This window comes from Streptomyces sp. NPDC000345 (assembly GCF_042898825.1).
Lineage (GTDB): Bacteria > Actinomycetota > Actinomycetes > Streptomycetales > Streptomycetaceae > Streptomyces.
In genome coordinates this window covers 119,564-136,971 of sequence record NZ_JBIAZE010000017.1, presented here as the reverse complement: position 1 = coordinate 136,971, position 17,408 = coordinate 119,564, and the positions used below count along the sequence as shown (strand labels likewise).

Annotated in this window: 13 protein-coding genes; 10 read left to right on the top strand and 3 right to left on the bottom strand. The window is 69.5% G+C overall.

The features are described from left to right. Positions 1–23 precede the first annotated feature (23 nt). The 9 genes from ngcE to ACFY30_RS32365 all read left to right on the top strand — a co-directional run bounded on the left by ngcE (position 24) and on the right by ACFY30_RS32365 (position 12,336). Positions 24–1,484 (top strand): N-acetylglucosamine/diacetylchitobiose ABC transporter substrate-binding protein, encoded by a 1,461-nt coding sequence (ngcE, locus tag ACFY30_RS32405; protein ID WP_390848705.1) that lies wholly within the window; start codon positions 24–26, stop codon positions 1,482–1,484. Positions 1,485–1,512: 28 nt separating this feature from the next. Beyond that, on the top strand, positions 1,513–2,439 hold the full coding sequence (locus ACFY30_RS32400; RefSeq protein WP_390848704.1) for a carbohydrate ABC transporter permease: 927 nt from the start codon (positions 1,513–1,515) through the stop codon (positions 2,437–2,439). Between the two features lie 3 nt (positions 2,440–2,442). Further along, positions 2,443–3,357: a carbohydrate ABC transporter permease gene (locus tag ACFY30_RS32395; protein WP_390848703.1), complete on the top strand. Its 915-nt coding sequence runs from the start codon at positions 2,443–2,445 to the stop codon at positions 3,355–3,357. Positions 3,358–3,675: 318 nt separating this feature from the next. Then, complete coding sequence (locus ACFY30_RS32390) at positions 3,676–4,875, top strand: ROK family transcriptional regulator (protein WP_390662000.1); 1,200 nt, start codon at positions 3,676–3,678, stop codon at positions 4,873–4,875. A 136-nt stretch (positions 4,876–5,011) separates the two neighbouring features. Beyond that, the gene (locus tag ACFY30_RS32385; RefSeq protein WP_390662001.1) at positions 5,012–6,097 is read left to right on the top strand and encodes a sugar ABC transporter substrate-binding protein; all 1,086 of its coding nucleotides are present in this window, start codon (positions 5,012–5,014) and stop codon (positions 6,095–6,097) included. Positions 6,098–6,372: 275 nt separating this feature from the next. Further along, on the top strand, positions 6,373–7,164 hold the full coding sequence (locus tag ACFY30_RS32380; RefSeq protein WP_390662002.1) for an ATP-binding cassette domain-containing protein: 792 nt from the start codon (positions 6,373–6,375) through the stop codon (positions 7,162–7,164). Further along, positions 7,161–8,534 (top strand): sugar ABC transporter permease, encoded by a 1,374-nt coding sequence (locus tag ACFY30_RS32375; protein ID WP_390824603.1) that lies wholly within the window; start codon positions 7,161–7,163, stop codon positions 8,532–8,534. Before ACFY30_RS32380 ends, ACFY30_RS32375 begins: the two co-directional genes overlap by 4 nt. Positions 8,535–8,730: 196 nt before the next feature. Continuing rightward, entirely contained in the window at positions 8,731–10,659 is a 1,929-nt protein-coding gene (gene dxs / locus ACFY30_RS32370) for a 1-deoxy-D-xylulose-5-phosphate synthase (protein ID WP_390848702.1), read from the top strand. Between the two features lie 159 nt (positions 10,660–10,818). Next, complete coding sequence (locus ACFY30_RS32365; RefSeq protein ID WP_390848701.1) at positions 10,819–12,336, top strand: amino acid permease; 1,518 nt, start codon at positions 10,819–10,821, stop codon at positions 12,334–12,336. Here the strand turns inward: ACFY30_RS32365 and ACFY30_RS32360 are convergent. Beyond that, entirely contained in the window at positions 12,333–12,749 is a 417-nt protein-coding gene (locus ACFY30_RS32360; RefSeq protein WP_390848700.1) for an NTP pyrophosphohydrolase, read from the bottom strand. The genes ACFY30_RS32365 and ACFY30_RS32360 overlap by 4 nt on opposite strands. 78 nt (positions 12,750–12,827) lie before the next feature. On the opposite strand from ACFY30_RS32360, the gene ACFY30_RS32355 reads away from it, so the two are divergent. Next, entirely contained in the window at positions 12,828–13,844 is a 1,017-nt protein-coding gene (locus ACFY30_RS32355) for a hypothetical protein (RefSeq protein WP_390848699.1), read from the top strand. Positions 13,845–13,994: 150 nt separating this feature from the next. On the opposite strand, the gene ACFY30_RS32350 is transcribed toward ACFY30_RS32355, so the two are convergent. After that, positions 13,995–16,124, bottom strand: coding sequence for a 3-hydroxyacyl-CoA dehydrogenase NAD-binding domain-containing protein (locus ACFY30_RS32350; protein ID WP_390848698.1), 2,130 nt, complete (start codon positions 16,122–16,124; stop codon positions 13,995–13,997). After that, a complete protein-coding gene (locus ACFY30_RS32345) occupies positions 16,121–17,338 on the bottom strand; it encodes a thiolase family protein (protein WP_390848697.1) in 1,218 nt (405 codons plus the stop codon). Before ACFY30_RS32345 ends, ACFY30_RS32350 begins: the two co-directional genes overlap by 4 nt. Positions 17,339–17,408 lie beyond the last annotated feature (70 nt).

Genomic DNA, 17,408 nt, shown 5'->3' with positions numbered 1-17,408 from the left:
CTGGAGAAGGCGAGGACTTGAGCATGGGATCCAGCTCCGAGAACCACGGTGCCGTGAACGAATCGGCGGGCCCCGGCCGCCGCGATCTGATCAGGCGGTCCGCCGCGCTCGGCCTGATCTCCGTCCCCGCGATGAGCTTTCTGTCGGCGTGCGCCAGCAGCGGCGGCGGCGACGAGGACAAGGCCAAGGCGGGAAAGAAGACGGCGAAGAACCCCCTGGCGGTCAACGAGTCCACCCAGATGGAATTCGTCCTGTTCGACGGCGGTTTCGGCAAGGAGTACGCCGAGGACGCCGTGAAGATCTACGAGAAGAACTTCCCGAAGGCGAAGGTGAAGTTCTCGGCCACGCAGAAGATCCAGTCCACGCTCCAGCCCCGCTTCAACCAGGGCACCCCGCCCGACCTCATCGACAACTCCGGCGCCGAGCAGATGGACATGGGCGTCCTGGTCGGCAAGAAGCAGCTCGCCGACCTCACTCCGCTGCTCGACGCGCCCTCCTACGACGACCCGGCCAAGAAGGTCCGCGACACCCTGCGCCCCGGCATCGTCGAGATGGGCCAGTTCGACGGCGACCCGGTCTGGATCCTGTACTACGCCTACACCGTCTACGGCGTCTGGTACTCGCAGAAGGCCCTGGACTCGCTGGACGCCGCCTATCCCGAGACCTGGGACGAGATGCTCGCCGTCTGCGCGAAGGCCAAGAAGAAGGGCATGGCGGGCTGGACATACGCGGGCAAGTACCCGTATTATCTCCCCTTCTCGCTCTATCCGATGATCGGCAAGGTCGGCGGCCGCGACGTGCTGGACGCCATCGACAACCTGGAGCCCAACGCCTGGAAGCACCCGGCCGTCAAGGCCTGTTTCGAGGCGTACTACGAGCTCTACAAGAAGGGCTACATCCTCCGCGGCACCCCGGGCCTGGACCACATCCAGTCCCAGACCGCCTGGGCCCAGGGCAAGGCCCTGTTCATCCCCAACGGCTCCTGGGTGGAGAACGAGTCGGCCAAGGTCATCCCGGCCGACTTCGGCCTCGCCGTCTCCGCGCCCACCGGCATCGACTCCTCCGACAAGATGCCCTTCGGCACCCTCTGGGCCTCCGGCGGCGAGCCCTTCGTCGTCCCGGCCAAGGCGCGCAACGCCTCCGGCGGCATGGAGCAGCTGCGCATCATGCTCAGCGAGGCGTCCTCGAAGAACTTCACCGCCAAGGTCAAGTCGCTCACGGCGTACGACGGCGGCACCGACGGCATCACCCTCACCCCCGGCCTGAAGTCGGGTGTGGCCGCGCTGGAGAAGGCCGGCGACAACGTGGTGAACCCGCGGCTGCAGGACTGGTACGTGCAGTTGCAGAAGGAGCAGATCGGGGTCGGCGGCCTGGGCGAGATGATGGCCGGGCGGCTCACTCCGGCGGAGGCCGTCAACAAGATCCAGGGTTACGCCGACGCGGCCGCGAAGGACACCTCGATCAAGCACTACAAGCACGCGTGAACGCGTTCCCGACGGCACCGGAGTGGCGATGCAGCACGGCAAGTACCGGTTCATCGTGGGGTTCCTGGCGCTTCCCCTCGGACTGTACGCGCTCTTCGTGGTCTGGCCGTTCCTCCAGTCCATCTACTACTCGTTCACGGACTGGACCGGTCTGAGCCCCGAATTCGAGAGGGTCGGCCTGGACAATTACCGCAGGATGCTGGACGACCAGATCTTCTGGAAGTCCTTGTGGCACAGCCTGCTGTTCGCACTCCTGGTGCCGCTGGTGACGATCGGGTTCGCGCTGTTCCTGGCATTCATGATCAATGTCGGCGGGCGGAGAAGGAAAGGGGGCCCGGCCGTCTCCGGTGTCCGGGGCTCCTCCTTCTACAAGATCGTGTATTTCTTCCCGCAGGTGCTGTCGATCGCCATCGTCGCGTTGTTGTTCGCCTTCGCGTACAACCCGGACAGCGGCGCGATCAATTCCTTCCTGCGGGGTGTCGGACTGGACGGCGTCCAGCCGCTCTGGCTCGGTGACCCGGACCTCGCGCTGTGGTGCGTGATGGCCGTCCTCGTCTGGTCCACGGTCGGGTTCTTCGTGGTCCTGTTCTCGGCGGGCATGGCCTCCATCCCCGCCGACCTGTACGAGGCGGCCCTCCTGGACGGCGCGGACCGGGCCACCACGTTCTTCCGGGTCACCCTGCCGCTGCTCTGGGACACCGTGCAGTCGGGCTGGGTCTACCTGGGCATCCTCGCCCTCGGCGCCGAGTCGTTCGCGGTCGTGCAGATCATGACGACCGGCCCCGGCGGCCCCGACTACTCGACCACGGTGATGGTCCTGTACGTCTACCAGAAGGCGTTCCGGGACGGTCAGGCCGCCTACGCCACCACCATCGGCGTCGCCCTGCTCGTCGTGACGCTGGCCTTCGCCGCCGTCGTGATGCGACTGGGGCGGCGCGAGCGGCTGGAGTACTGAGGAATGAAGACGACCGAACCCCCCGTCCCCGTCCCGGCGCCCGTCACGAAGGCCGGCCCCGCGGCGCGCGGGACGCCCGCCGGCCCGCGGACCGAGGGCAGGGTCCTCAACGTCTTCTCGCACGGCGTGCTGGTCGTCTGGGCCGTGATGGTGGTGCTGCCGCTCCTGTGGGCGGTGATGACGTCCTTCAAGGACGACGGCTCCATCTTCGGCTCGCCCTGGGCGCTGCCGGACTCCCTGCACGTCGACAACTGGTCGCGGGCCTGGACCGAGGCCAACATGAGCGACTACTTCCTCAACACCGTCCTGGTGGTCGGCGGTTCGCTCGTCGGGACCCTGGTTCTCGGCTCCATGGCGGCCTATGTCCTCGCCCGCTTCGACTTCCCCGGCAACCGGTTCGTCTACTACCTCTTCATCGGCGGCATGAGCTTCCCCGTCATGCTGGCGCTGGTCCCGCTGTTCTACGTGGTGAACAACATGGGGCTGCTGAACACCCTGCACGGGCTGATCCTGGTCTACATCGCCTACTCGCTGCCGTTCACGGTGTTCTTCCTGACGGCGTTCTTCCGCACGCTGCCGGCCTCGGTGGCGGAGGCCGCGTTCGTCGACGGCGCCTCGCACACCCGGATCTTCTTCCAGATCATGCTGCCGATGGCCAGACCTGGCCTGATCAGCGTGGGCATCTTCAACTTCCTCGGCCAGTGGAACCAGTACATGCTGCCCACGGTCCTCAACACCGACCCGGACAAACGGGTCCTCACCCAGGGCCTCGTCCAACTGGCCGTCAGCCAGGGCTACAAGGGCGACTGGTCCGGGCTCTTCGCCGGACTGGTCATGGCCATGCTCCCGGTGCTCGCGGCGTACATCGTGTTCCAGCGGCAGGTGGTGCAGGGCTTGACAGCGGGGGCGCTCAAGTAAACCCACCGCCTTCACGCGGCGTACGCGGTCTCCCGGTGCAGCGGGTGTCCGCGTACGCTGCTTTTCGTATGGACCGTCCGCTTTCGCACCCCCGCACCCCTGGGCCCCGTGCCCCCGGAATGACACTTTCCGCAACGCCCCGCAGCCGCCCCCGCACACCCCGCAACCCTTCCCGGGGTGAGGAGGTGTCCATCTGTTCGACCGTGCGGATACTGTTCAACCTCTTGACGGGAGCGGACCCGAACGGCTCAGCTTAGAGTTCACTAGTTGGACATAGACGGGGCCTCATTGAAGCGGCCCCGCGCGCAGGAGGTCGTCGTGGAGACTCCGGGGTCGCAGTCGTCGCTGCATCGGGCCAACCTGGAGCGAGTCGTACGCGCGGTGCGTCTGGCCGGGTCCCTCACGCAGGCGGAGATCGCCCGGACGACCGGTCTGTCCGCCGCGACGGTCTCCAATATCGTGCGGGAGCTCAAGGACGGCGGAACAGTCGAGGTCACACCCACCTCGGCGGGAGGGCGCCGGGCGCGCAGCGTATCGCTCAGCGGCGACGCCGGCATCGTCATCGGGGTGGATTTCGGCCACACCCATCTGCGGGTCGCCCTGGGCAACCTCGCCCATCAGGTCCTCGCCGAGGAGTCCGAACCGCTCGACGTGGACGCCTCCTCGACGCAGGGCTTCGACCGTGCGGAGCAACTGGTCACCCGGTTGATCGAAGCCACCGGGGTGGATCGTACGAAGATCGCGGGGGTCGGCCTCGGCGTCCCCGGACCGATCGACCTGGAGTCCGGCACGCTCGGCTCCTCGGCCATCCTGCCGGGCTGGATCGGCACGAGGCCCGCCGAGGAGCTCAGAGGGCGCCTCGGAGTGCCCGTGCACGTGGACAACGACGCCAACCTCGGCGCCCTCGGAGAGCTGGTCTGGGGCAGCGGCCGGGGCGTACGTGATCTTGCTTACATCAAGGTCGCGAGCGGTGTCGGCGCCGGTCTGGTGATCGACGGGAAGATCTACCGCGGCCCTGGCGGAACTGCGGGAGAAATCGGACATATTACACTTGATGAATCCGGACCGGTCTGCCGCTGCGGGAACCGCGGCTGCCTGGAGACCTTCGCGGCGGCGCGCTACGTACTGCCACTCCTCCAGTCCAGCCACGGCACGGATCTGACGATGGAAGGTGTGGTGCGGCTGGCCCGGGACGGTGATCCGGGCTGCCGTCGGGTGATCGCCGACGTCGGCCGCCACATCGGCAGTGGAGTCGCCAATCTCTGCAACCTGTTGAACCCGAGCCGGGTGGTCCTGGGCGGTGATCTCGCCGAGGCCGGTGAGCTGGTGCTCGGTCCGATCAGAGAGTCCGTCGGCCGCTACGCGATCCCCAGTGCGGCGCGTCAACTTTCCGTTCTCCCGGGGGCACTTGGGGGCCGTGCGGAGGTGCTCGGAGCGCTCGCTCTCGCACTCAGCGAGATGGGTGATTCGACCCTTTTGGACGGCACCCTGTCCACAGCGACGCCTGCCTTCACTTAGAGAACGAATGACGCCGTTGCCATCTCGTTAAGTATTTACTTCTTGACGTCGCACGTGTGGCCGAGTTGACTTCCAGCCACCTCGGCCGCAGCGTTGCGGCCCTGTCAGGGAGGCACACCCCAAAATGAACGCAACGATGCGTAGAGTCGTGATCGGCGCCACCGCCGTCTCCATGGCACTGTCGATTGCCGCGTGCGGCAAGGCCGGCGACGACAAGGACAGCGACTCCGGCAGCAGCTCGGACAGCAAGTCCATCGGCCTGCTGCTCCCCGACAACGTCACCGCGCGCTACGAGAAGTTCGACAAGCCGTACTTCGAGGCGAAGGTCAAGGAGCTGTGCTCCGACTGTGACGTCCAGTACGCGAACGCCGCGGCCGACCCGGCCAAGCAGGCCCAGCAGATGAGCAGCATGGTCACCAAGGGCGTGAAGGTCATCGTGATCTCCGCCCAGGACTCCGCCGCCATCAAGTCCTCCATCCAGTCCGCGGTGGACAAGGGTGTCAAGGTCGTCGCCTACGACCGCCTCGCCCAGGGCCCGGTCAGCGCCTACGTCTCCTTCGACAACGAGAAGGTTGGCGAGCTCCAGGGCCAGGCCCTGCTTGACGCCCTCGGCTCCAAGGCGACCACCAAGTCCAAGGTCGTCATGATCAACGGTGACGACGCCGACCCGAACGCCGGGCAGTTCAAGGCCGGTGCCCACAAGGTCCTCGACGGCAAGGTCGACATCGCCTACGAGCAGTCCGGCCTGTGGAAGGACACCGTCGCGGCCCAGAAGATGTCCGCGGCCATCACCCAGCTGGGTGCCAAGAACATCGCGGGCGTCTACGCCGCCAACGACGGCATGGCCGGTGGCATCGCCAACACCCTCAAGGGTGCGAAGATCAGCAACATCCCGCTGACCGGTCAGGACGCCGAGCTCGCCGCCATCCAGCGGATCGTCGCCGGCACCCAGTCCGCCACGGTCTACAAGGCCTACAAGCCGGAGGCCGACACCGCCGCCGAGCTCGCGGTCGCCCTGCTGAACGGCAAGGACGTCAAGTCCCAGGCCACCACCACGGTCACCAGCGGCTCCGGCGACAAGGTGCCCGCCAAGCTGCTGACCCCGGTGTCGGTCACCAAGGCCAACATCAAGGACACGGTCGTCAAGGACGGTCTGTACACGGTCGCGGACATCTGCACCGCCGACTACGCCGCCGCCTGCAAGTCCGCCGGCCTGCAGTAACCCGCCCGCGCAACCGCGCGCACCCGGTCCGAGTCCCCCGGGGGACTCGGACCCAGACCGCCGAGCGGTCCCGCGAGACCCCTCCGACGCCTGCCCCCCTTCACACCCCGCTGCCGGGGCGGGCGTCGGACGGAACCGTTGCCAAGTGCAGCGGATTCGCGCATGTTCATCTTGTAAACCTCGTGCGGCACCGCGGCCCAGCCGCCGCGTCCCGCACGTCCCTCCGCGCAGTTACCCCAAAGCGCGGCATCCCCGCCGGTCAGGCGGCGAAGGAGATGGTTCACGTGTCCGCTACGCCCGTGCTGGCGTTGCGCGGAGTCTCCAAGCGATTCGGTGCGGTGCAGGCACTCACCGACGTCGATCTGGAGGTCCACGCCGGAGAAGTGGTCGCCCTGGTGGGCGACAACGGCGCAGGTAAGTCGACCCTGGTCAAGACGATCGCAGGTGTCCACCCCATCGATGAGGGCGTCATCGAGTGGGAGGGCCGGCCGGTCAGCATCACCAAGCCGCACGACGCCCAGGGACTCGGCGTCGCGACGGTCTACCAGGACCTCGCGCTCTGCGACAACCTCGACGTCGTGGGCAACCTCTACCTCGGCCGCGAGCTGCTGCACCGGGGCGTCATCGACGAGGTGACGATGGAGAAGAACGCCCGCGAGCTGCTGTCCACGCTCTCCATCCGGATCCCGAGCGTGCGCATCCCGATCGCCAGCCTCTCCGGCGGTCAGCGCCAGGTCGTCGCCATCGCCCGCGCCCTCATCGGCGACCCCAAGCTCGTCATCCTCGACGAGCCCACCGCCGCCCTCGGCGTTGAGCAGACCGCGCAGGTCCTCGACCTGGTCGAGCGGCTGCGCGAACGCGACCTCGCCGTCATCCTCATCAGCCACAACATGGCCGATGTGAAGGCGGTCGCGGACACCGTCGCCGTCCTGCGCCTGGGCAAGAACAACGGCTCCTTCCCCGTGAAGGACACCAGCCACGAAGAGATCATCGCCGCGATCACGGGTGCCACGGACAACGCCGTGACCCGTCGTGCGGGGCGGCGCACCGCGGAGGCGGCAAAGTGAGCGACACGTCGAAGACCGTGAAGAGCGGCTCCCCGGAGCCGGAGAAGGCTCCCGCGGCCACCAAGGTCGACAAGACCGAAGGCATGGTGGAGACGCAGGACACCGTCGCGCCCGCCGACGACCCGACGGCCGCTCCGGTCGCCGTCGTCGACCCGCGCCTGCTGGTCCGTGAAGAGGGCCTCAAGGGGTACATCACCGAGTTCAAGCGCAAGGTGAAGGGCGGCGAGCTGGGCTCGCTGCCGGTGGTCATCGGCCTGATCGTCATCTGGACGATCTTCCAGCTGCAGAACGACCGCTTCCTGAGCGCCGACAACCTCTCGAACATCAGCTACTACATGTCGGCCACCGGCATGCTCGCCATCGGCCTGGTGTTCGTCCTGCTGCTCGGCGAGATCGACCTGTCGGTCGGCTCGGTCAGCGGTCTGGCCTCCACCCTGTTCGCCGTGTTCGTGGTGACCCACGGCGTGAACCCCTGGTTGTCGCTGGTTCTCGCCATCCTCACCGGTATCGCCATCGGCGCGCTGCAGGGCTGGTTCTTCGCCAGGATCGGTGTGCCGGCGTTCGTGGTCACCCTGGCCGGCTTCCTCGGGTGGAACGGTCTGATGCTGTGGCTGCTGGGTGACAGCGGCACGATCAACATCCCGTCCGACACGGGTCCGGTCCACCTGCTCGGCCAGAGCTCCTTCTTCATGGACCAGGCCATCATCGGCGCCTACCTGCTGGCCGGCCTCGCCGTCGTGCTCTCCCTGGTCGGCAACTTCAACGAGCAGCGCCGCCGCCGGGCCGCGGGCGTGCCGTTCCGGGCGACCGGCGAGATCCTGCTGCGCGTCGGCGCGCTCGCCGTCGCGGCCTTCGCCGCCGCCATCGTGCTCAACGACGCGGCCGGTGTCTCCAACGCGCTGGTGATCTTCCTGGCGGCGCTGGTCGTCGTGGACTTCGTCCTGCGTCGTACGACGTACGGCCGGCAGGTGTTCGCGGTGGGCGGCGGCATCGAGGCGGCCCGCCGTGCCGGTATCAACGTGCCGATGGTCCGCATCACCGTGTTCGCCATCTCCGGCGGCTTCGCGGCGGTCGGCGGTATGTTCTTCGCCGGTCAGACCGCGAGCGCGACGCTCAGCGCCGGTGGCGGCAACACCCTGATGCTCGCCATCGCGGCGGCCGTCATCGGTGGCACCAGCCTCTTCGGCGGCCGCGGCACCGTCTGGTCCGCCCTCCTCGGCATGCTGGTCATCCAGTCCATCCAGACCGGTCTGGACCTGCTGAACATGAACACCTCGATCCAGTACATGATCACCGGTGGTGTTCTGCTCGGCGCGGTCGTCATCGACTCCGTCTCCCGCAGGAGCCAGAAGGCGGCCGGGCGCGGCTAGCGCCTCCCGCCGCAGTGCCCCCTGTGCCCGGTGCTTCCCAGCGCCGGGCACAGTCGTGTCATGGGCAGGGCTCATCATGGGTACGGCCGATCGCGTGACCGGCGATCCATGGGCCGGGAACCGACCACTCGGGCGGAACACTAGACTCGACACACCCGGCAACAGCTCGAACAGCTTTTACTGCAAGGAGGCACGGGTGCCGCTGCTGACCCGCATCAGGGGACCGCGCGATCTGGACCGGCTCAGCCTGGAGGAGCTGGACCAGCTGGCAGGGGAGATCCGGACCTTCCTCGTCGACGCCGTGTCCAAGACCGGTGGCCACCTCGGCCCCAACCTCGGTGTGGTCGAGCTCACCATCGCCCTGCACCGGGTCTTCGAGTCCCCCACGGACAAGATCCTCTGGGACACCGGCCACCAGTCCTACGTGCACAAGCTCCTCACCGGCCGGCAGGACTTCTCCCGGCTGAAGATGAAGGGCGGCCTGTCCGGCTACCCCTCGCAGGCCGAGTCCGAGCACGACGTCATCGAGAACAGCCACGCCTCCACGGTCCTGGGCTGGGCCGACGGCATCGCCAAGGCCAACGAGATCCTCCGGCGCGACAGCCACGTCGTCGCGGTCATCGGCGACGGCGCGCTGACCGGCGGCATGGCCTGGGAGGCGCTCAACAACATCGCCGACGCCAAGGACCGCCCGCTGGTCATCGTCGTCAACGACAACGAGCGGTCGTACGCGCCGACCATCGGCGGCCTCGCCAACCACCTCGCCACGCTGCGCACCACGGACGGCTACGAGCGCTTCCTCGCCCGCACCAAGGAGGTCCTGGAGCGGACCCCGGTCGTCGGCAAGCCCCTCTTCGACACGCTGCACGGCGCCAAGAAGGGCCTGAAGGACTTCATCGCCCCCCAGGGCATGTTCGAGGACCTGGGCCTGAAGTACGTCGGCCCGATCGACGGCCACGACATCGAGGCCCTGGAGTCGGCGCTGGCCCGCGCCAAGCGCTTCGGCGGCCCGGTGATCGTGCACTGCCTCACCGAGAAGGGCCGCGGCTACCAGCCCGCCCTCCAGGACGAGGCCGACCGCTTCCACGCCGTCGGCAAGATCCACCCCGACACGGGCCTGCCGATCGCGAGCTCCGGCGCCGACTGGACCTCCGTCTTCGGCGAGGAGATGGTGCGGCTCGGCAAGGAACGCGAGGACATCGTCGCGATCACCGCGGCCATGCTGCAGCCGGTCGGCCTCGACAAGTTCGCCAAGGCCTTCCCCGAGCGGGTCTACGACGTCGGCATCGCGGAGCAGCACGGCGCCGTCTCCGCCGCGGGCCTGGCCCACGCCGGAGTGCACCCGGTGTTCGCGGTGTACGCCACCTTCCTCAACCGCGCCTTCGACCAGGTCCTCATGGACGTCGCCCTCCACAAGTGCGGGGTGACGTTCGTCCTGGACCGGGCCGGTGTCACCGGCACCGACGGCGCCTCCCACAACGGCATGTGGGACATGTCGATCCTCCAGGTCGTCCCCGGCCTCCGGCTCGCCGCCCCGCGCGACGCCGACCAGGTCCGTGCCCAGCTGCGGGAGGCCGTCGCCGTCGACGACGCGCCGACCGTCGTACGGTTCTCCAAGGGCGCCGTCGGCCCCGCCGTACCCGCCGTGGGACGGGTCGGCGGCATGGACGTGCTGCGCGAGCCGGGCACCGACACGCCCGACGTGCTGCTCGTCTCGGTGGGCGCCCTGGCGCCGATGTGCCTGGAGATCGCCGGCCTGCTCGACAAGCAGGGGATCTCCACCACCGTCGTCGACCCGCGCTGGGTCAAGCCCGTCGACGAGGCCATGGCCCCGCTCGCCGAGCGGCACCGCGTGGTCGTCACCGTCGAGGACAACAGCCGCGTCGGCGGTGTCGGCTCGGCGATCGCCCAGGCCCTGCGGGACGCGGGCGTCGACGTCCCGCTGCGCGACTTCGGCATCCCGCCCCGCTTCCTCGACCACGCCTCCCGCGCCGAGGTCATGGCGGAGATCGGGCTGACCGCCCCCGACATCGCCCGCCAGGTCACCGGACTCGTCGCCAAGCTGGACGGCAGGTACGGCGCGTCGGCCGCCGAGGTGGACTCCGTGGAGCCCGCCCGCGACTGACATCCGGTGCCGTCGGCAACCCGACACGCCCGGTTGGGCCGGTTCCCCCACTGTGAGAGTGGTGAAACCGGCCCATTCGCGTTAACCCGCCCGCGCCGGGGCATACGACCTGTGCCCCCTCTCGATCATGTCGAGGACGACACAGCGTGGGAGGTACCCGTGAGCAGCACCCTCTTCCGGACGAAGAAGGTCGAGCAGTCCATCCTCGACACCGAGGAACCAGAGCACGCGCTCAAGAAATCGTTGTCCGCGCTCGACCTGACCGTCTTCGGCGTCGGCGTCATCATCGGCACCGGCATCTTCGTCCTGACCGGCACGGTCGCCAAGAACAACGCCGGACCCGCCGTGGCCCTGGCCTTCGTCGCGGCCGGGGTCGCCTGCGCGCTCGCCGCGCTCTGCTACGCCGAGTTCGCCTCCACCGTCCCGGTGGCCGGCTCCGCGTACACCTTCTCGTACGCCTCCCTCGGCGAACTGCCCGCCTGGATCATCGGCTGGGACCTCGTCCTGGAGTTCGCGCTCGGCACGGCGGTGGTGGCCGTCGGCTGGTCCGGCTACATCGCCTCGCTGCTCGACAACGCGGGCTGGCATCTGCCCGAGGCGCTCAGCGGCAGAGAGGGCGCCGACGGCTTCGGCTTCGACATCCTCGCCGCCGCCCTCGTCCTGGTGCTCACCGCCATCCTCGTGATCGGCACGAAGCTCTCCGCGCGGGTCACCTCGCTCGTCGTCGCGATCAAGGTCACCGTCGTGCTGACGGTGATCATCGCCGGCGCGTTCTTCATCAACGGCGACAACTACGACCCGTTCATCCCGAAGGCGCAGACCGTGGAGGCGGGCAACAGCCTGCAGTCACCGCTCATCCAGCTGATGTTCGGCTGGGCGCCGTCCAACTTCGGCGTGATGGGCATCTTCACCGCCGCGTCCGTCGTGTTCTTCGCGTTCATCGGCTTCGACGTCGTCGCCACGGCCGCCGAGGAGACCAGGAACCCGCAGCGCGACATGCCCCGCGGCATCATCGGCTCCCTCGTCATCTGCACGGTCCTGTACGTCGCCGTGTCGATCGTCGTCACCGGGATGGAGAAGTACACCAGACTGTCCGTGACCGCCCCGCTCGCCGATGCCTTCAAGGCGACCGGACACCCGTGGTTCGCGGGGTTCATCAGCTTCGGAGCCGCCGTCGGCCTGACCACGGTCTGCATGATCCTGCTCCTCGGCCAGACCCGGGTCTTCTTCGCGATGAGCCGCGACGGACTGCTGCCGCGCTTCTTCTCCCACGTCCACCCGAAGTTCAAGACCCCGCACCGGCCGACCATCCTGCTCGGCGTGCTCATCGCGATCCTGGCCGGCTTCACCAGCCTCAGCGAACTCGCCGAGCTGGTGAACATCGGCACGCTGTTCGCCTTCGTGGTCGTCGCGATCGGCGTGATCATCCTCCGCCGCACCCGCCCCGACCTGCCGCGCGCCTTCCGCACCCCCTGGGTGCCGGTCGTCCCGATCCTGTCGGTGTGCGCCTCGCTGTGGCTGATGCTCAACCTGCCCGCCGAGACCTGGCTCCGCTTCGGCATCTGGATGGTCGCCGGCTTCTTCGTCTACTTCCTCTACGGCCGCTCCCACAGCCGCCTCGCACGAGGCGAGCAGCCGACGGCCGGAGGGACCCGCGGGGGAGGGGACACCGTCTAGGTGTGCTGCCCCGGAGGGCGGGGACCCCGGGCCGGGGCCGCGGGGCCCCGTACCGTCCGAGGCCCCGTCACCTCCGCGCCCAGCTCCGTCACCCGGCGCCGCAGTTCGCGGTCGGCGGTGACCACCAGACACGGGCGGCCGTCGGCCCGGGCGACCACGGCGACGATGTGGTCGTCCCCGCTGCCGGCCGCCGACTCGACCCGTACCCCCGGCACCGGCTCCACCCCGCGCGCCGCGCCCTCGACGACGAGCACGATCTCCACGGGCCCAGGACGCCCCGGCAGCCCGTCCGCGGCCAGCCGGTCGCGCAGCCGCTCCGCGGCGCCCCGCCGGTCCCGCCACCACCCGTCGGGCACCGAGCCGACCACGTTCGCGGCGTCCACGATCACGAGAAGCGCGGGGCTGTCGTCCATGCGGCCAGGGTCCCACGTGACGCCCCGACGACGGGCCCGCCGGGAGTGGCGGGGAGGCCGCCGACATAAAGTGAACGGGTGAACGGCGACTGGCTCATACGTGGCCGCGACGGGCGGCTCAGTGTCTACCTGACGTCGGACGACGCCGTCCTGTGCCGCGCGGAACGCGCGCCGGGCGGGTCCTGGGACGGCCCGCGCAGGGTCGGCGGCAACCAGAAGGTGCACCCGGTGCTCGCCGTCGGCCAGGGCGCCGACGGCTACGCCCATCTGGTGTCCTGGCGGCCCACCGTGAAGGCGGAGGCGGGCCTGGTGCACTCCACCCACTACCGGCCCCTGCTCGCCCCCCTGGACTGGGCGCCCGTCGGCCACCCCGACAAGAAGGGCGCCCGCACCGGTCCTCCCGCGGTCGCGGTGGACGCCCAGGGGCGGGCCCATCTCTTCGTCCGCGACACGGCCACCGGGATCCGTATGGTCGCCCAGAAGGAGAAGGGCGGCTGGGAACCCTGGCGGGACCTGAAGGGCAAGGGCGTCGAGGGAGCGCCCGTGGCGGTGACGGGGGAGTGCGGACGGGTCGAGGTGTACGCGGCCGTGCCCGGCGGGGTCCTGCACTGGCGGCAGGGGGAACCGGGCGGGCAGCCGGTGCTGGAGGAGGCACTGGAGGCGCCGGTCCGCCCCGGCACCCTGCGCGCGCTGGCCACCTCCCCGGAGCACACCACCCTCTTCTACACGGACGACTCCGGTGATCTGTGGGCCTGGCGGCCCGGCACCAAACCCGCCCCCCTGCTCGCCGCGGCGGGGTCCGGTCCGGTCGCCGCGATCCGCTGCGAACTCGACGGCCACGACTGCACGTTGCTCGCCCAGCGCTCCGCGAGCGGCCGGGTCGCCTTCGCCGCCTACCCCACCGAACAGGAGTCGGCCGGCGCCTGGTGGACCGAGTCCGGCCCGTCCCTGCCGGCCGACGCCGAGGTGGCGCTGGCGGTGGACCACGAGGACCGGGTGGTCGCCGCCACCCTGTCCCCGTCGACCGGCCGCCTGCTGCTCAGCCGCCGCAAGGACGAGCCGGTGCTCGCGCTGACGGCCTGGCAGGAGGTGTGACCCCGGGCCCCTCGGCCCGGCGTCGACGCCACGGTGACCGCAAAGACCCCCTCGGCCGCAGCCGGAGACGGGTGAGGTCGCGGCCCGGCCCGGGGACGGCAGAGGGCCTCCGCCCGGCAGGCGGAGGCCCTCTTCACGTCCGTTCGGCGGTTACGCCGGGACCGACGCCACGCCCGGAGCGAGGAAACGCTTCCCGTTCACCCGCTCGGAGACGCCCTCGCGGTCCAGGTACGGCGTGATGCCGCCCAGGTGGAAGGGCCAGCCCGCGCCGGTGATCAGGCAGAGGTCGATGTCCTGGGCCTCGGCGACGACGCCCTCGTCCAGCATCAGCCCGATCTCCTGCGCCACCGCGTCCAGGACGCGCGCCCGCACCTGCTCCTCGGTGAGGACCGAGTCGCCCTGCTTGAGCAGCGCGGCGACCTCGGGGTCCAGCTCGGGCTTACCGCTGTCGTAGACGTAGAAGCCGCGCTTGCCGGCCTCGACGACCGCCTTGAGGTTGGGGGAGACCGTGAAGCGGTCCGGGAACGCCCGGTTGAGCGTCTCCGAGACGTGCAGACCGATCGCCGGGCCGACCAGCTCCAGCAGGACCAGCGGGGACATCGGCAGGCCCAGCGGCTCCACCGCCTTCTCCGCGACCTCGACCGGGGTGCCCTCGTCGATGACGTTCTGCACCTCGCCCATGAAGCGGGTCAGGATGCGGTTCACGACGAACGCCGGGGCGTCCTTCGTCAGCACGGCGGTCTTCTTCAGCTTCTTGGCGACGGCGAACGCGGTGGCCAGGGAGGCGTCGTCGGTCTGCTCGCCGCGGACGATCTCCAGGAGCGGCAGGACCGCGACCGGGTTGAAGAAGTGGAAGCCCACGACCCGCTCGGGGTGCCGGAGCTTCGAGGCCATCTCGGAGACCGAGAGGGAGGAGGTGTTGGTGGCGAAGATGGCGTGCGCCGGGGCGACCGCCTCGACCTCCGCGAACACCTGCTGCTTGACACCGATCTCCTCGAACACGGCCTCGATGACGAAGTCCGCGTCCGCGAAGCCCTCGGCCTTGTCCAGGACACCGCTGACCAGCGCCTTGAGGCGGTTGGCCTTGTCCTGGTTGATCCGGCCCTTGCCCAGCAGCTTCTCGATCTCGGCGTGGACGTAGCCCACACCCTTGTCGACGCGCTCCTGGTCGATGTCCGTGAGGACGACCGGGACCTCCAGGCGGCGCAGGAACAGCAGCGCCAGCTGCGAGGCCATCAGACCGGCGCCGACGACACCGACCTTGGTGACCGGGCGGGCCAGACTCTTGTCCGGGGCGCCGGCCGGGCGCTTGGCGCGCTTCTGCACCAGGTTGAACGCGTAGATGCCGGCGCGCAGTTCACCGCCCATGATCAGGTCGGCGAGCGCCACGTCCTCGGCGTCGTAGCCCTGCTGGAGGTCGCCGTTCTTCGCGGCGGCGATGATGTCCAGCGCGCGGTAGGCGGCCGGGGCCGCGCCGTGCACCTTGGAGTCGGCGACGAACCGGCCGCGCGCGACGGCCTGGTCCCAGGCCTCACCGCGGTCGATCACCGGACGGTCGACGACGATCTCGCCCTTGAGGACGGCCGCCGTCCAGATCAGCGACTGCTCCAGGAAGTCGGCGCCCTCGAAGAGCGCGTCGGCGATCCCGAGCTCGTAGACCTGCTTGCCCTTGAGCTGCTTGTTCTGGTTGAGGCTGTTCTCGATGATCACCGAGACGGCCTTGTCCGCGCCGATCAGGTTCGGCAGCAGCGTGCAGCCGCCCCAGCCGGGCACCAGGCCGAGGAAGACCTCGGGCAGCGAGAAGGCGGGCAGCGCCGCGGACACCGTGCGGTAGGCGCAGTGCAGGCCGACCTCGACGCCGCCGCCCATCGCCGCGCCGTTGTAGTAGGCGAAGGTGGGGACGGCCAGCGTCGCGAGACGCTTGAAGACCTCGTGGCCGCCCTTGCCGATGGCGAGCGCGTCCTTGTGCTCCTTGAGGAGCTCGACGCCCTTCAGGTCCGCGCCGACGGCGAAGATGAACGGCTTGCCGGTGATGCCGACACCGACGATCTCGCCGGCCGCGGCCTCCTTCTCGACCTGGTCGATCGCGGCGCTGAGGTTCGCGAGGGACTGCGGTCCGAAGGTGGTCGGCTTGGTGTGGTCGAAGCCGTTGTCGAGGGTGATCAGGGCGAAGCGCCCGGCACCGGCCGGCAGGTCCAGGTGACGTACGTGCGCCTGGGTGACGACCTCGTCCGGGAACAGCTCGGCCGCACCCTTCAGCAGCTCAGCGGTGGTGCTCACTTGTCCCCCTCGAAGTGCGGGTTCTCCCAGATGACCGTCGCGCCCATGCCGAAGCCGACGCACATGGTGGTCAGGCCGTAGCGGACGTTCGGCTGCTCCTCGAACTGGCGGGCCAGCTGCGTCATCAGACGGACGCCGGAGGAGGCCAGCGGGTGGCCGAAGGCGATGGCGCCGCCGTACTGGTTGACGCGCTCGTCGTCGTCGGCGATGCCGTAGTGGTCGAGGAAGGCGAGGACCTGGACGGCGAAGGCCTCGTTGATCTCGAACAGGCCGATGTCGGAGATGGACAGACCCGCCTGCGCGAGGGCCTTCTCCGTGGCCGGGATCGGGCCGTAGCCCATGACCTCCGGCTCGACGCCCGCGAAGGCGTACGAGACGAGGCGCATCTTGACCGGCAGGTCGTTGGCGCGGGCGAAGTCCTCGGACGCGATGAGCGAGGCGGTGGCGCCGTCGTTCAGACCGGCCGCGTTACCGGCGGTGACCCGGCCGTGGACGCGGAACGGGGTCTTCAGGCCCTGCAGGTTCTCCAGGGTCGTGCCCGGGCGCATCGGCTCGTCGGCGGTGACCAGGCCCCAGCCCGTCTCGCCCGCCTCGGGGTTGGTGCGACGGACCGAGACCGGCACCAGGTCGGCCTGGATCTTGCCGTTGGCGTACGCCTTGGCGGCCTTCTCCTGGGAGCGCACCGCGTACTCGTCCGCGCGCAGCTTGGTGATCTGCGGGTAGCGGTCGTGCAGGTTCTCCGCCGTCATGCCCATGAACAGCGCGGACTCGTCGACCAGCTTCTCGCTGACGAAGCGCGGGTTCGGGTCGACGCCCTCGCCCATCGGGTGGCGGCCCATGTGCTCGACACCGCCCGCGACGGCGATGTCGTACGCGCCGAAGGCGACCGAACCGGCGACCGTGGTGACGGCGGTCAGGGCACCGGCGCACATGCGGTCGATGGAGTAGCCGGGCACCGACTGCGGCAGACCGGCGAGGATGCCGGCCGTACGGCCGATGGTCAGGCCCTGGTCACCGATCTGCGTGGTCGCGGCGATGGCGACCTCGTCGATCTTCTTGGGGTCGAGGCCGGGGTTGCGGCGCAGCAGCTCCCGGATCGCCTTCACGACGAGGTCGTCGGCGCGGGTCTCGTGGTAGATGCCCTTCGGGCCCGCCTTGCCGAACGGGGTACGGACGCCGTCTACGAAGACGACGTCCCTGACGGTACGAGGCACGATGGCTCTCCTCCAGGGTGCGGGATGGCACTGCTGCTGCGGCGCGCCAGCGCTGAGCGCGCGCTCAGGA